The organism is Streptomyces sp. NPDC007157, assembly GCF_040634235.1.
GTDB lineage: Bacteria > Actinomycetota > Actinomycetes > Streptomycetales > Streptomycetaceae > Streptomyces.
Window position 1 is genome coordinate 11,998 of record NZ_JBEYFE010000043.1, and the last position, 14,303, is coordinate 26,300.

The 14,303-nt window shown below is 72.3% G+C and carries 12 protein-coding genes; 7 read left to right on the plus strand and 5 right to left on the minus strand.

Features of this window, described 5'->3' with window-relative positions; genetic code table 11:
• Positions 1-90 precede the first annotated feature (90 nt).
• Complete coding sequence (locus ABZ642_RS43445; protein WP_360496297.1) at positions 91-495, minus strand: tautomerase family protein; 405 nt, start codon at positions 493-495, stop codon at positions 91-93.
• Between the two features lie 66 nt (positions 496-561).
• On the opposite strand from ABZ642_RS43445, the gene ABZ642_RS43450 reads away from it, so the two are divergent.
• From ABZ642_RS43450 to ABZ642_RS43465, 4 genes are all read left to right on the plus strand, one after another.
• Complete coding sequence (locus tag ABZ642_RS43450; RefSeq protein WP_360496300.1) at positions 562-1,566, plus strand: alcohol dehydrogenase catalytic domain-containing protein; 1,005 nt, start codon at positions 562-564, stop codon at positions 1,564-1,566.
• 239 nt (positions 1,567-1,805) lie between these two features.
• Positions 1,806-3,389 carry a benzoylformate decarboxylase gene (gene mdlC / locus ABZ642_RS43455; RefSeq protein ID WP_360496303.1) on the plus strand — a complete coding sequence of 528 codons (1,584 nt, stop codon included), beginning with the start codon at positions 1,806-1,808 and terminating at the stop codon, positions 3,387-3,389.
• Between the two features lie 11 nt (positions 3,390-3,400).
• Positions 3,401-4,150, plus strand: coding sequence for an SDR family oxidoreductase (locus ABZ642_RS43460; RefSeq protein WP_360496306.1), 750 nt, complete (start codon positions 3,401-3,403; stop codon positions 4,148-4,150).
• Positions 4,151-4,238: 88 nt separating this feature from the next.
• A complete protein-coding gene (locus ABZ642_RS43465; protein ID WP_360496309.1) occupies positions 4,239-5,462 on the plus strand; it encodes a cytochrome P450 in 1,224 nt (407 codons plus the stop codon).
• Here ABZ642_RS43465 and ABZ642_RS43470 read toward each other — a convergent pair.
• Entirely contained in the window at positions 5,459-6,454 is a 996-nt protein-coding gene (locus ABZ642_RS43470; RefSeq protein WP_360496312.1) for an Lrp/AsnC family transcriptional regulator, read from the minus strand. The genes ABZ642_RS43465 and ABZ642_RS43470 overlap by 4 nt on opposite strands.
• 191 nt (positions 6,455-6,645) lie before the next feature.
• Here ABZ642_RS43470 and ABZ642_RS43475 point away from each other — a divergent pair, with 191 nt between their 5' ends.
• From ABZ642_RS43475 to ABZ642_RS43485, 3 genes are all read left to right on the plus strand, one after another.
• The gene (locus ABZ642_RS43475) at positions 6,646-8,238 is read left to right on the plus strand and encodes an MFS transporter (RefSeq protein ID WP_360496315.1); all 1,593 of its coding nucleotides are present in this window, start codon (positions 6,646-6,648) and stop codon (positions 8,236-8,238) included.
• Positions 8,239-8,536: 298 nt separating this feature from the next.
• Entirely contained in the window at positions 8,537-9,670 is a 1,134-nt protein-coding gene (locus ABZ642_RS43480) for an SPFH domain-containing protein (RefSeq protein WP_360496318.1), read from the plus strand.
• A 48-nt stretch (positions 9,671-9,718) separates the two neighbouring features.
• On the plus strand, positions 9,719-10,801 hold the full coding sequence (locus ABZ642_RS43485) for a hypothetical protein (protein WP_360496321.1): 1,083 nt from the start codon (positions 9,719-9,721) through the stop codon (positions 10,799-10,801).
• Positions 10,802-10,877: 76 nt separating this feature from the next.
• Here the strand turns inward: ABZ642_RS43485 and ABZ642_RS43490 are convergent, their stop codons facing one another.
• The 3 genes from ABZ642_RS43490 to ABZ642_RS43500 form a co-directional block, all read right to left on the minus strand.
• Positions 10,878-12,209, minus strand: coding sequence for an enolase C-terminal domain-like protein (locus ABZ642_RS43490; protein ID WP_360496324.1), 1,332 nt, complete (start codon positions 12,207-12,209; stop codon positions 10,878-10,880).
• A gap of 183 nt (positions 12,210-12,392) precedes the next feature.
• Positions 12,393-13,067: a response regulator transcription factor gene (locus tag ABZ642_RS43495; RefSeq protein WP_360496327.1), complete on the minus strand. Its 675-nt coding sequence runs from the start codon at positions 13,065-13,067 to the stop codon at positions 12,393-12,395.
• On the minus strand, positions 13,064-14,293 hold the full coding sequence (locus ABZ642_RS43500; RefSeq protein ID WP_360496330.1) for a histidine kinase: 1,230 nt from the start codon (positions 14,291-14,293) through the stop codon (positions 13,064-13,066). Before ABZ642_RS43500 ends, ABZ642_RS43495 begins: the two co-directional genes overlap by 4 nt.
• Between the last annotated feature and the right edge of the window lie 10 nt (positions 14,294-14,303).

The following is a 14,303-nucleotide window of genomic DNA, read 5'->3' on the forward strand; positions in this document are numbered from 1 at the left end:
GGCGGGGGGGGGGGCGGGGGCGGGGGGGGGGGGGGGGCGCGGGCCCCCCCCCCCCCCCCCGGCCGGGTCACGGTGTACGGCTGTCCGCCGTCAGGCCTCGCCCCGGCGGGCCAGCCACTCCCGCTCCGCGCCCGGCTCGGGCAGCACCTGGCCGCCTTCGACGGCGGACCGGGCGGGGCCGTCCTCCAGCACCACCATGACGTGGCTCTCCGGCACCCCGGTGACGCGGGCGGCCGCCGAGGACAGCTCCAGCGCCAGCCGGGTCGCGTCCTCCTGCGGATGTCCGCGCCGGACCCAGCCGCTGACGATCAGCGGGGCCCCCGGCACCCCGCCGGCGAAGACACTGTCCGGCGGCGGCTCGGAGAAGATCACGTTCACGTAGGCCGGTGGCACATGGTTGACCGCCACGTGGATCCGGGTGATCTCGGCCGCCAGCGCGGCCTTCGACTCACTTGTCAGAGTTCCCTGTGCTGCGGTGCAGGTGTAGACGGGCATTTCGGCTCCTCCTCGAACGGGGCGGAATCGCTCACGGCAACGGCGGAAGGGCTGTGATCGGCCGTGATGGAAGCAGTGGTCCTGGGTGTGGACCGGAAGATCGTGCTGGAGTCGAGGCCCGAGCCCGAACTCCGTCCCGATCAGGTGGTCGTGGAGGTCGACCTGTGCGGCATCTGTGGCACCGACCTGCATGCGCCGCAGATGCCGCAGGTCTACCGCGGCGGTTTCGTCATGGGGCACGAGCCGTCGGGCCGGATCAGCCGCGTCGGAGACGCGGTCGAGGGCTGGGAGGTGGGGCAGCGGGTCGCCGTCAACCCGAACGGCAACGTGTGCGGCCGGTGCCCGTACTGCCTCTCGGGGCGGCCCAACTTCTGCCGCCGGGCGACCATGGAGACCGCGCTCGGGCTCCAGTCGGACGGCGCCCTCGCCCGGCAGATGGCCGTCTTCCCGGGCACCCTGCGGGCGCTCCCCGCCTCCATGGGCCGCTTGGAGGCCGCCTGGGTCGAGCCGACGGCCACGGCCCTGCGGGCGGCGGTGCTGGCCGGAGATCTCAAGGGGGCCACGGTCGCGGTGTTCGGCGGCGGCCCGATCGGGCAGCTGGCCTGCCGTATCGCCGCCCACCGGGGCGCGGACCGGATCGTCCTGGTGGAGCCGGCCCCGGAGCGTCGCCGCTTCGGCCCGGCCTCGGGCGCCGACCTGTCGCTGAGCCCGGCCGAGTCCGGTGCCGGGCTCGCCGAGTCCTCGGTGGACGTCGTGTTCGAGTGCTCGGGCAACGCGGCGGCCCGTACCGAGGCCCTGCGGCTGCTGACCCCCGGCGGGGTGCTGGTCAACGTGGGCGCGGGTCCCGGCGGCGGCTTCGATCCCGATGTGGTGCTGCTCAAGGAGATCACCATCCGCGGGTCGTTCGTGTACGGCTCGGAGTTCGACGACGCCGTCGGCCTGCTCGCCCGCGGCGACGTCCGCGTCGACGACCTCACCACAGAGATCGTCCCGGTCGGTGAGGCGCTGCGAGCCATCGACACCCTCCGATCGGCCGAGGTGATGAAGGTGTTCGTAGCACCGAACGGCTGACCCCACACTCCGACGGACCAAGGTGTTCCGGCTTCGGTCATCCGACTGACGCCCGAACTGCGGTATGAGCCCGCACCCGGCCGGGAGCGGCCCGGAACCGTCGTCTCAGCAGACACTTCAGTCATCGGACGGAAGGCGTGGCGGCCACCCTCCAGTCAGTATGGGGGTGATCATCCCGATATCGGGCCCGCCACGAGAACCGGCAGGTTGCCATGACCGAACAAGCCACCGTCCGAACCGTGACCTACGACCTGCTGCGCTCCCTCGGGCTCACCACCGTCTTCGGTAATCCGGGGTCGACCGAGCAGACGTTCCTGCAGGAGTTCCCCGAGGACTTCACCTATGTACTGGCCCTGCAGGAGGCCTCCGTCATCGCCATGGCCGACACCTTCGCCCAGGTGACCGGCCGGCCCGCGCTGGTCAACGTGCACTCCTCGGCCGGGCTGGGCAACGCCGTGGGCAATCTGGTGGCCGCCTACCACGGCAACACCCCACTGATCGTCACCTCCGGGCAGCAGCACCGGGAACTGCTGATCGGCGAGCCGTACCTGGGCAACCGCGAGGCCACCACGCTGCCCAAGCCGTGGGTGAAATGGTCGTACGAACCCGCCCGCGCCGAGGACGTGCCCGAGGCGTTCCTGCGGGCCTACGCGATGGCACTGCAACCGCCCGCCGGTCCCGTCTACCTGTCGATCCCCATGGACGACTGGAAGCGGCCGCTGTCCGGCTTCACCCGCACGCGGACCTTCAGCGACCGGGTGATGCCCGACCCGGACCGGCTGCGGACCTTCGCCGACCGCATCTCCGCCAGCAGCCGTCCCGCACTGGTCTTCGGGCCGGAGGTCGACAAGGCCGGCGGCTGGGACGTGGCCGTCGCGCTCGCGGAGAGACTGCGCGCGGCCGTCTACGGCTCCCCGTTGCTGGACCGCGCCTCCTTCCCCGAGGACCACCCGCTCTTCCGCGGCCCCCTCGGCATGTCGGTGAAGACCATCAGCGACCGGCTGGAGGGACACGACCTGGTCGTCGTGATCGGCGCCGAGGTGTTCCGGTACTACCCCTACGTCCCGGGGCCCTACCTGCCGGACGGCACCGAGCTCCTCCAGATCACCGGCAACCCCGACGTCGCCGCGTCCGCACGCGTGGGCGACAGCCTGCTGGGCGACCCCAAGGCGGCGATCGAGCAACTCCTGGCCGCGGTCGAGGAGGGCACCGCCCGGACCGCTCCGCAGCCGATGGAGCGTCCCCGGGTGCTCCCGGAGGCACCGAACAGCCCGCTGACCCCGCCGGAGGTCTATGCGGCCCTGAGCAGCGTCAAGCCGGCCGACGCGGTCATCGTCAACGAGTCGACCTCCACGATGGCCCAGCAGATCGAGTGGCTGCCCACCACCCGCACCGGATCCTTCTTCGCCACCGCCAGCGGCGGCATCGGGTGGGGCGCGCCGGCGGCCGTCGGCGTGGCCCTGGCCGACCGGCAGCGGGGCGTGGCCCGGCCGGTCGTCGGACTGATCGGCGACGGCTCCTTCCAGTACTCCGTGCAGTCCGTCTGGACGGCGGCGCAGCACGGGCTGCCCATCGTCTACGTCGTGATGCGCAACCAGGAGTACTCGATCCTCAAGTCGTTCGCGGTGCTGGAGGAGACGCCGGGCGTGCCCGGCCTCGACCTGCCCGGGCTCGACATCGCCGGCGTGGCCCGCGGCTTCGGCTGCCACGCGGTCGACGTCGACACGACCGAGGACCTGCAGCGCGAGTTCAAGGCGGCCCTGACCGCGGACACCACCACCGTGCTCGTGGTGGCCACCCAGCCCCAGAAGGCGATGCTGTAACGGGAGCAGTGATGGATCTCGGACTCAAGGACCGCGTCTACATCGTCACGGGCGGCACCCGCGGCCTCGGCCTGGCCGCCGCCCGTGAACTGACCGCAGGCGGAGCGAAGGTGGTGGTCAGCGGGCGCAGCACGCACTCGCTGGCCGCGGCGGAGGCGGAGCTCGGCGGCCCCGGGCAGGCCGTCGGCGTCGTCGCCGACAACGCCGACCCCGGGACCCCGGACCGGCTGATCACCTCGGCACACGGGGCGTTCAAGGGGCTGGACGGCGTGCTCATCAGCGTCGGCGGCCCGCCGACGGGCACCACGGACGCCATCGACGACGAGCAGTGGCGTACGGCCTTCGAGTCGGGCTTCCTGGGCGCGGTGCGGCTCTCCCGAGCCGTCGCCGCGCAGCTCGGCGAGGGCGGGGTGATCGGCTTCGTCCTGTCCACCTCGGTGTACGAGCCGATCCCCGGCCTCGTCGTCTCCAACGCACTGCGTCCGGCGCTGGCCGGCTACGCGAAGACCCTCGCGGGGGAACTCGGCCCCCGGGGCGTCCGCGTGGTCGGCCTGGTGCCGGCCCACATCGGGACCGACCGCACCCTCGAACTCCAGTCGATCACCGGCGACGCGGAGAGCACCGCCGCGGGCATCCCGCTGCGCCGACTCGGCACCCCGGAGGAGTTCGGCCGTACCGCCGCGTTCCTGCTGTCGCCCGCGGCGTCGTACGTCACGGGCGCCATGGTGACGGTCGACGGCGGAACGCGGGCCAGTTTCTAGCCTCACTACACATCCAACTCTCCTTGACACACTCCCGCTTGACCATGATGCTTGCCGACGAAAGCAACTTGTTCGGCGGGAGAAGTCGATGACCACACACACCCCGGGCGGCCCGCTGCGAGCCGCCCTGGAGGGGCCCGCGTTCCAGGCGGACCCGCATGCGGTACTGCGGACCCTGACGGACTCCGCGTCCGCACACCGCTGCGAACCGGACGGCGCTCCGCCGCAGTTGCTGGTCACCGGGTACGACGCGGCGCGCGAGGTGCTCACCGATCCGCGGGTGTCCAAGCGGAGCGAGCGCGCGGGCCTGGAGTCCGGCTGGCTGATGAGCGGGGTACGGGACGAGGTCGGGATCGACTACATGCTGACCGTGGACCCGCCCGAGCACACCCGGCTGCGCAAGGTGGTGGCACGCGCCTTCACGCCGCAGCGCGTCGAGGCCCTGCGGCCACGGACCCGGGAGATCGCCTCCCGGGCGGCGGACACCGTACTGGCCCAGAAGACCCCGGAGCTGGTCGGCGGCTTCGCCGCCCGCGTGCCCATCTCGGTGATCTGCGAACTGCTCGGCGTGCCGCTCGTGGACCGGGACCGCTTCGGCTGGGCCTCCGAGCAGGTCGTGGCCCCGGTCGCCGGTTCGGACCGGGAGGAGGCCTACCTGTGGCTGAGCGGGTATCTGGCGGAGCTGATCGCGGGCAAGCGGGCCGAGCCCGGACCTGACCTGCTCAGCGCGCTGGCCGTGGACACCGACGAGGACCGGCTCTCCGACCCGGAGCTGATCGGCATGGCCTTCCTGCTCCTGATCGCCGGGTACGAGACCACCGCGAACCTGATCGGCACCGTACTGCTCGGCCTGGCCCGGCAGCCGGACCTCCTGCGGACCCTGCGCGCCGATCCCGGTCTGATCCCCGCCGCGACCGAGGAGTTCCTCCGCCTGGACGGGCCGGTGGTGACCGCCACCGAACGGTTCGCCACCGAGGACATGCGGGTCGGTGAGGTGCCGGTGCGGCGAGGGGACATGCTGCTGGTCTCCCTGGCGGCGGCGAACCGGGACCCGGCCCGGTTCGAGGAGCCGGACTCCTTCCGCCTCGGGCGTCCGGCCGGCGGCCATCTCGCCTTCGGACACGGCGTCCACCACTGCCTGGGCGCTCCGCTGGCGCGGATGGAGGCACAGGTCGCGATCACCGTGTTCGTCCAGCGCGTGGAGAGTCTCGCCCTGGCCGTGGCCGAGGCCGACCTGGAGTGGGCACCGGGCCTGCTGATGCACGGGGTCCGGCGGCTTCCCGTGTCGGTCGTGCTCCGGGACTCCGTCTAGACGGAGGACGCGGGCACCAGCCGGCCCCGGGAGATGAGGGAGGCCGCCTTCTTCAGGTGGTGGACGCTGATGCTGACGCCATAGCCGTCGATGCCCGGGGTCGCGGCGATCCGGGTGGTCAGAAAGCGGTAGAAGTCCTCGGGATCGCGGGCGATGACGGTGACCATCAGGTTGTGCTCCCCGCTGATGGCCCCGACGAAGGGGACCTCGTCGTGCCGGGCGGTCTCCGCACCGACCCGCTCGAGTCGGGCGGGGGCCACCCGCAGCCACAGGACGGCGTGCAGCCAGTGGCCCAGTCGCTCCGGGAGCAACTCCACCTCGTACTCGAGGGTGCCGGAGCTCTCCAGCGACTCCAGCCGCCGGGCCACCCGGGACAGGGACCAGCCGGTGAGTTCGGCCAGCCGGGTGTGGGTGGTACGGCCGTCCTGGGCCAGGGCGTCCAGCAGCGGGGCGTCCTCGTCGGCCGGCGGGAGCGGAGGGCCGGGGGTGAGCGGCGGCCGCTCCGAGGTCAGCCGCAGGACCTGCTCGGGGTCGAGGTTGTCGCCGTAGCCGGTCCAGCCGGCGGTGCCTGGAGCGTCGTAGTTGTGGATGATCAGGTCGATGCTGACGTCCAGGACCGAGGCGGACCTCGGCAGTTGCCGGAGCAGCACGTCCTCGCGAGGCATGTCGAACGGCGCGTGGATGACGCAGATGATCTCCGAGCCGCCCGAGGCCAGATGGGCCCAGGAGATGTCGGGGCGGCGGGCGAGGGCCTCGGCGAGCGGGGCCACGCGGTCGGGGCGGCAGCGGATGCGGGCGACCCACTCCGCGGCGCCGTACACCCGCCGGTTGACCAGGCCCACCACCCGGAGCGCCCCGCTGCGGCGCAACGCCTGGTAGCGGCGGGCGGCGGTCTGCTCGGAGACGCCCGCCACCTCGCCGATCCGGCGGAAGGGCAACCGGGGCGCACACTGCAGGGCACGGAGGACTTTCCTGTCCACGTCGTCGAGCATGGTGGAAGTGTGTCACGGCGCTACCACGTTCTGGAGGATTCTGCTGCCGGAGGGACGGTTGGTTGGTGGTTGCGCGTGCGGGACCGGATGCTGTGGCGGCGGGTTTCCCCTCGGACGTCCGTACGACACAGGCCACCGGACCCGCCGGTGGTCTTCGACCGCGGTGCGGTGCGCCGCGAAGGAGTATCTCCGTGAACGTCACGACGCCGGCGAGCGCGCCGGTCGAGCGGCGGGCGGCCACGATCGTCATGGCCTGCCTGGGCGTCTTCGTCGCCTATCTTCCTGTCACCACCGTCGCCGTGAGCCTGCCGGCCCTGCAGGGGGCGCTGAACGCCTCGACGGCCCAACTGTCGTGGGTGCAGGACGCGTTCGTGCTGCCGATGGCCGCGTTCATCCTGACCGCGGGCGTCTTCGGGGACGTCCACGGACGCAAGAAGGTCTTCCAGGCCGGCCTGCTCTTCTCGGCGGCGGGCGCGGTCACGGCCTGGTGCGCGCACTCCATCGAGGTCGTCTGGGCCGGGCAGGCGCTGGCCGGTGTCGGCGCGGCCGCGCTGCTGCCGACCACGCTGGCGCTGATCAGCCACGTGGTGCCGGACCACCGGGAGCGCGGGAAGTACATCGGCATATGGGCGACCTGCCTGATGGCGGCCCTGGCGATCGGTCCGGTGATCGCCGGTGTGGTCGTCGCGCACTTCTCCTGGCGCTGGATCTACCTGCCGGCCGTCCCGGTCGCGCTGCTCGCCGTCGCCGTCGCGGCCCGGCAGCTGACCGACTCCCGGGCTCCGCACGGCCGCCGGCTGGACTGGCCCGGCCAGCTCACCGCCACGCTCGCGATCACCGCGCTGGTCTACGGCGTGATCGAGGGCGGCGCGGGCTCGTTCACCGACGCCAAGGTGATGGTGGCGCTGTTCACCGCCGTGGCCGCCGGTGTCGCCTTCGTCCTGGTGGAACGGCGCAGCGACAGCCCGATGCTGGACCTGAGCCTGTTCCGCAGCCCCGCCTTCACCGCCACCACGCTCGTCGCGATGATCAGCTTCCTGGCGCTGATCGGGTTCTTCTTCGTCCTCAGCCTCTACTTCGGCATGGTGCAGCGGCTGGACACCCTGCAGGCCTGCTGGCGGCTGCTGATGGTCACCGGGGCGGCCCTGCTGGTCGGCGGTCCGGCCGGGCGGCTGATGCACCGCGTCTCCGCACGCTGGATGATCACCGGCGGTCTGCTGCTCGTCGCCGCCGCCCAGTTCACGCTGACGGGACTGGCGGCCGACACCTCCTTCGCCTCGGCCGCCTGGCGGCTCGCCCTGCTGGGCCTGGGCATGGGCTTCGTCATGACCCCCATGACGGCGACCGCGGTGGCCTCCGTGCCGTACCACCAGGCCGGCATGGCCGCCGCCGGCAACAACGCGTTCCGGCAGGTCGGCGGTGCCCTGGGGCCGGCCGTCCTGGGTGCGCTGCTCACCACCCGGGCACTCCACGCGCTGCCGGGTCACCTCACCGACGCGGGGGTCACCGGCGCGGCGCAGGACCGTGTCGTCTCGGCCGCGCAGACGGACGGTCTCGGCGCGGTCGCCGAGCTGGACCTGGGAGCACAGACCGGGCAGGCGCTGGGCGCGCTGGGCGACTCCTTCCTGGACGGGATGCGGCTGTGCCTGATCACGGCGGGGAGCCTCACCGTGCTGGCAGCCCTGGTCGCGGTGGTCCTGCTGCGCGGTCCCCGGCCGCAGTCGACGCCCAGGGCGGCGGGAGACACCGCCGACGAGACGGCATCGGCCCTGCAGGGCGCCTGACGGCGAGCCGCCGCCGAGGACACCCGCCGGGGGTGTCTTCGCGTCCACGCGTGAGGAGTCCGGGCGGGCGGCGCGGTCGGCCGGTGAAGGGCGGGGGCGCGCAGGGGGGGCTGGAAACGGACGCCCGACGGGCGGCAGGGGCGGGCACGCCGGGGGTACGCACCCGCCCGTAGCGGCGTCGGCTCCATTGGGCATACTGTCGGCTGATCGCTTGATCGCCGCGCCGCCGCCGTCCCAGGGGCCGACCGGGGAGCGGCGGTCTCCGGAGCGCGGGGAGTGGGGGATTGCTGTGGGGCTGATGGACCGCATCCGCGGTGAGTTCATCGACATCATCGAGTGGACCGACGACGGCCGGGACACCATCGTGTGGCGCTTTCCGCGCTACGGCAACGAGATCAAGATGGGCGCCCGGCTCGTGGTGCGCGAGTCACAGGTGGCCGTCTTCGTCAACGAGGGCCGGCTGGCCGACGTCTACCAGCCCGGCACGTACACCCTCTCGACCCAGAACATGCCGGTCCTGTCCACGCTGAAGGGCTGGAAGCACGGCTTCGAGTCGCCGTTCAAGGCCGAGGTCTACTTCGTCACCACCCGGCAGTTCACCGACTTCAAGTGGGGCACCCAGAACCCGGTGATACTGCGGGACGCCGAGTTCGGCATGGTCCGGGTGCGCGCCTTCGGCACCTTCGCCGCCAAGGTGGTGGACGCCGCCGCACTGCTGCGCGAACTGGTCGGCACCGATCCGCAGTTCCGCACCGAGGAGGTCGGCGAGCACCTGCGGCAGCTGATCGTCTCCAAGCTGGGCTCCGCGCTGGGCTCGTCCGGCGTACCGCTGCTGGACCTCGCCGCCCGGCAGGACGGCATCGGGCAGCAGCTGGCCAAGGTACTGACCCTGGAGCTGGCCTCCACCGGCATCGCCATCCCCCGGTTCTACATCGAGAACATCAGCGTCCCGCCGGAGGTCGAGGCGGCGATCGACACCCGCTCCCGGATGACGATCACCGGCAATCTGGACGACTACGCCAAGCTCCAGGCGGCCGACGCGATGCCGATCGCCGCCGCCAACCCCGGCACCGGCGGCGACGCCGTCGGGCTGGGCGTCGGCATGGCACTGGGCCAGCGGATCGTGCAGAGCACGTCCGGTGCGGCGGCTCCCCCGGTCCCGGTGACACAGGCCCCGGCGCAGCCCGCACCCGCCGCCGCCGACGTCCCGCCGCCGCTGCCGAGCGCACCGCGCTGGTTCATCGCGGTCGGCGGACAGCAGCAGGGCCCGTACGACGAGAGCGCGCTGGCCGGGCAGGTGGCGACCGGAAACCTGAACCGTACGACGCTGGTCTGGCGCAGCGGGCAGGCCACCTGGCAGCCCGCGGACCAGGTCCCGGAGCTGGCGTCGCTGCTCGCCGACGTCCCGCCGCCGCTGCCCCCGCAGGGCTGAGATCCGCCATCCGGAACCTCCCGGCAACAGGGCACAAGGAGAAGTGAGTTGACGGATCAGGATGTCGCGCCGGCACCCGACCGGGCGTTCCAGTGCGAGGCGTGCGGCGGGGTCAGCGAGTACGCGCCCGGGACGTACGCACTGCGCTGCCCGTACTGCAAGCACGAACAGGACATCACGCCGATACCGCGGCAGGTGACCGAGCACCCGATCGAGGAACTGGCCGTGCTGCCCCGCCGGGCGTCCGCGCCGGACCGGGTGAAGGTGTACACCTGCCCCGGCTGCCATGCGGTGACCGAGAGCGATTCGCTCAGCGACAAGTGCCAGTTCTGCGCCACCCCGCTGGTCGCGGACGCCTCCGCCACCGAGCGCGTGGTGCCCGAGGCCGTCCTGCCCTTCGGGGTGGGCCGCGAGCAGGCCCGCGACGCGCTGGCGAAGTGGACCAGCTCCCGCTGGTTCGCGCCGAACGAGCTGAAGAAGGTCACCGAGGCGGAGACCTTCCGGGGCAGCTATCTGCCGCACTGGACGTACGACGCGCAGACCACGACCCAGTACTCCGGCGAACGCGGCGAGTACTACTGGGTGGAGGAGAAGGACTCCGAGGGCAACACCCGGCGGGTACGGCACACCCGCTGGTACCACAGGTCCGGAATGGTCGGCCGGTTCTTCGACGACGTGCTGGTGCCCGGCAGCGGGCAGGTGCCGGAGAAGGAACTGGACAAGCTGGCCCCCTGGCCGCTGGAGGAGACGGTTCCCTACCAGGAGGAGTACCTGGCGGGCTTCCGCACCGTCCGGTACGACGTCGAGCCGGAGGCCGGCCTGGAGTCGGCGAAGGCGCGGATGGCGCCGGTGATCCGCGCCGACTGCAAGCGGGACATCGGCGGCGACGAGCAGCGGGTGCACTCGATGTCCACCTCCTACAGCGGCCTCACCTACAAACTGGTGCTGCTGCCCGTCTGGTTCCTGACCTACCTCCACGCGGGCAAGGCGTGGCCGGTGATGGTCAACGCCCGTACCGGCGAGGTCATCGGCGAGCGGCCGTACAGCGCGGTGAAGATCACCCTGGCGTCGGTGGGCGGCGCGCTGCTGATCGCCCTGGTGGTGCTGCTCGTGATGATGCTGCGCAACTGAGGACGCCGCCGCCGGCCGAGAAGCGGGAGTCGCCCGAGCCGTGCCCGAGCCCGCTGGGCCGGCGGCCCGCGTAGGCCTAGCGCACCAGGCAGGGACGCCTGGCGTCGAAGGTCCAGCCGTCCACGAGGTAACGCATCCCGGTCGCGTCGTCACGGCCCGCGCCGAGGTTCCGCTCCTCGTGGAGGGCGTGGGCCGCGAGCAGCCGGTCCGGGTCGAGGCGGATGCCGAGGCCCGGGGCGTCGGTGACGGCGACCTCGCCGTCGACGATCCTCGGGGGTGCGACGGTGAGGCGCTCCCGGCCCTCCTGCCAGATCCAGTGCGTGTCCAGGGCGTTGTAGTCGCCGGGGGCCGCGGCCCCGCAGTGGGCCATCATGGCCAGGGAGATGTCGAAGTGGTTGTTGGAGTGGCAACCCCAGGTCAGCCCCATCTCGTGGCAGAGCTGCGCCACCCGCACCGATCCGCTCAGGGTCCAGAAGTGCGGATCCGCGAGCGGGATGGAGACCGACTGCAGGGCCAGGGCGTGGGTGAGCTGCCGCCAGTCGGTGGCGATCATGTTGGTCGCGGTGGGCAGGCCGGTGGCCCGGCGGAACTCGGCGAGGATCTCGCGTCCGGAGTAGCCGCCCTCGGCCCCGCAGGGGTCCTCGGCGTAGGCGAGGGTGCCGAGCAGCGGCCGGCACAGCTCGACGGCCTCCCGCAGGGACCAGGCGCCGTTGGGGTCGAGGGTGATCCGGGCCTCGGGGAAGCGTTCCTTCAGTGCCTGTACGGCCTTGACCTCCTCGGTGCCCGCCAGGACCCCGCCCTTGAGCTTGAAGTCCCGGAAGCCGTAGTGGTCGTAGGCCGCCTCCGCCTGCCGGACGATCGACTCCGGGGTGAGCGCCTCCTCCCGGCGGATGCGGTACCAGGCCACGTCGGCGTCGGGTTCGCGGAGGTAGTCCAGGTCGGTGCGGTCGGGGTCGCCGACGTGGAAGAGGTAGCCGAGGACGCGTACCGAGTCGCGCTGCTTGCCGTCGCCGAGCAGGGCTGCGACCGGTACCTCCAGGTGCTGGCCGAGCAGGTCGAGAAGGGCGGACTCGACGGCGGTGACGGCGTGCACGGTCGTCCGCAGGTCGAAGGTCTGCTCACCGCGGCCACCGGCGTCCCGGCCGCCGAACGCCTCCCCCATGGCCCGCAGCACCCGCTTGTGGTCACCCAATCGCGCGCCGACGACCAGGGGCTCCGCGTCCCGTAGCGTCCGGGTGATCGCCTCCCCGCCGGGCACCTCGCCGAGCCCCGTCCGGCCCTCGGAGTCCTCCACGACCAGGACGTTGCGGGTGAAGTACGGCGCATGGGCGCCGGAGAGGTTGAGCAGCATGGAGTCCTGGCCCGCCACCGGGTACACGGAGAAGCGGGTGACGACGGGCTGGCTCATGGGGAACGTCCTTACGGGAGAGGGGCTTGCGCACCACGGCCACGCCGACGGCGACGAGTGGAGGCGCGCCGGTTCCCCTTTGAACCGAGCATCACATCCATATTGAACCGAGCGCACATCCATGTCCGTGAATGATGCCTCCGTACAGAGACTACGTCTACATACGGAGACAGGCTAGGGCTCCTACCGGCCGCCCGGCGTGACCAGTCCCGTCTCGTAGGCGACCACCACCGCCTGGGCGCGGTCGCGCAGGGAGAGCTTGCCGAGGACGCGGGAGACATGGGTCTTGACGGTGGCCTCGGAGAGGTGGAGGCGGGCGGCGAGTTCCGCGTTGGAGAGGCCCTGGGCGAGCAGGCGCAGGACGTCGAGTTCGCGTGGGGTGAGATGACCGAGGTCGCGGTGGAGCGCGGCACTGTCGGCGCCGCCGCGGGCGAAGCGTTCGACGAGGCGGCGGGTGATGGCGGGCGCCAGCAGCGCGTCACCGGCCCTGACCGTGCGGACGGCGGCCGTCAGGTGCTCGGGGGTGACGTCCTTGAGCAGGAAGCCGCTGGCCCCGGCGGACAGCGCCGCGTACACGTACCGGTCGAGGTCGAAGGTGGTCAGCATCAGGATCCGGGGCGGCTCGGGGGTGGCGAGGATCCGGCGGGCCGCCTCCAGACCGTCCAGCTCGGGCATCCGGATGTCCATCAGGACGACGTCGGGCCGGGTGCGCCGGACCGCGTCCACGGCCTGGTGGCCGTCGGTGGCCTCGGCGACGACCTCGATGCCGTCGGCGGTGAGGATCAGCCGGAAGCCGGTGCGCACCAGAGCCTGGTCGTCCACGACGACGACCCGTGGCGGACTCACCGGTGTACTCACGCGCTCTCCAGGGGAATCAGGGCGCGGACCCGGTAACCGCCGAGCGGACGCGGTCCGTTGCTCAGGGTGCCGTCGTGCACGGCGAGCCGCTCGCGCAGCCCGATCAGCCCGCGCCCGTTGCCCGTGGCGGCGCCCGGTCCGCGGGTGCCGCCGGAGTCGGTGACCTCGACCCGCAGTTCGGCGGCGCCGTACTCGACACGCACGCTCGCCTTCGAACCGGCAGCGTGCTTCAGGGTGTTGGTCAATGCCTCCTGCACCACCCGGTAGGCGGTCAGCTCCACGCCACCGGGCAGCGGCCGGACCGTCCCGGACACCGTGAGCTCGACGGGCGTTCCGGTGTCGCGGGTGCGGTCGATCAACGGTCCGAGCCGGTCGAGACCCGGCTGCGGATCGAGGACCGCCGTGCCGGGATCGTCCATGGTGAGCAGTCCCATCACCTGCCGCAGCTCCCCCATCGCCGTACGCCCGCCCGCCTCCACCGCGCGCAGTGCCTCGCGCGCCTGCTCGGGCGAGCTGTCCATGATCTTGCGGGCGGCGCCGGCCTGGATGACCATCACGCTGACGTTGTGGGTCACCACGTCGTGCAACTCCCGGGCGATCCTGGCCCGTTCGTGCTCCACGGCCCGGCGCGTCTCCTCCGCCCGCCGCCGCTCCAGCTCCGCCAGCCGGTCCCGGCTCTCCTCGGCCCGGGCCTTCCAGGTGCGCAGTCCGAGGGTGGCCAGGACCAGCGGGGCGGAGATGAACAGGGGCACGTACTGGGTGGGGACGGTGGGTTCGACGCCGAACGGAGTGTGCGGCACCGATCTCCCGATCGTGAGGCTGAGCAGCACGGCGAGCGCGAGCGAGGCCCTCGCCGCCGCCTGGTAACGGCCGTAGGCAGCGGCGCTGTACGCGGCGATGACACAGGCGTAGAAGGTGAGCCGGGTGACGTCACCGGGGGTGACCGCGTTCGCCGCCAGCACGATCCAGAGCACGGCCAGTGGGTAGCGGCGGCGCCAGGCGAGCGGTACGGAAGCCAGGAACGCCAGGCAGATCAGGCCCACCGTGCTGTGCCGCCCGGTCGGATCGTCCGGGTCCACCGCGTACTGGACCTCACAGACGAGGACGAGCAGGGCGACGGCGGCGTCGAAGAGCCGGCCGCGCGTGGTGGGTTCGGGCACGGGACCGCTCGGCTCCGCCAGTGCGCGCAGTCGTACCCGCGGGCCCGGCACCCAGGTCGTCGTCATCCTCCTATTC

Bases quoted from the DNA above. Each gene is read 5' to 3' on its own strand.
- ABZ642_RS43460 (WP_360496306.1), top strand. From the start codon at position 3,401: ATGGATCTCGGACTCAAGGACCGCGTCTACATCGTCACGGGCGGCACC.
- ABZ642_RS43480 (WP_360496318.1), top strand. From the start codon at position 8,537: ATGGACCGCATCCGCGGTGAGTTCATCGACATCATCGAGTGGACCGAC.
- ABZ642_RS43470 (WP_360496312.1), bottom strand. From the start codon at position 6,454: ATGCTCGACGACGTGGACAGGAAAGTCCTCCGTGCCCTGCAGTGTGCG.
- ABZ642_RS43450 (WP_360496300.1), top strand. From the start codon at position 562: ATGGAAGCAGTGGTCCTGGGTGTGGACCGGAAGATCGTGCTGGAGTCG.
- ABZ642_RS43445 (WP_360496297.1), bottom strand. From the start codon at position 495: ATGCCCGTCTACACCTGCACCGCAGCACAGGGAACTCTGACAAGTGAG.
- ABZ642_RS43465 (WP_360496309.1), top strand. From the start codon at position 4,239: ATGACCACACACACCCCGGGCGGCCCGCTGCGAGCCGCCCTGGAGGGG.
- ABZ642_RS43500 (WP_360496330.1), bottom strand. From the start codon at position 14,293: ATGACGACGACCTGGGTGCCGGGCCCGCGGGTACGACTGCGCGCACTG.
- ABZ642_RS43490 (WP_360496324.1), bottom strand. From the start codon at position 12,209: ATGAGCCAGCCCGTCGTCACCCGCTTCTCCGTGTACCCGGTGGCGGGC.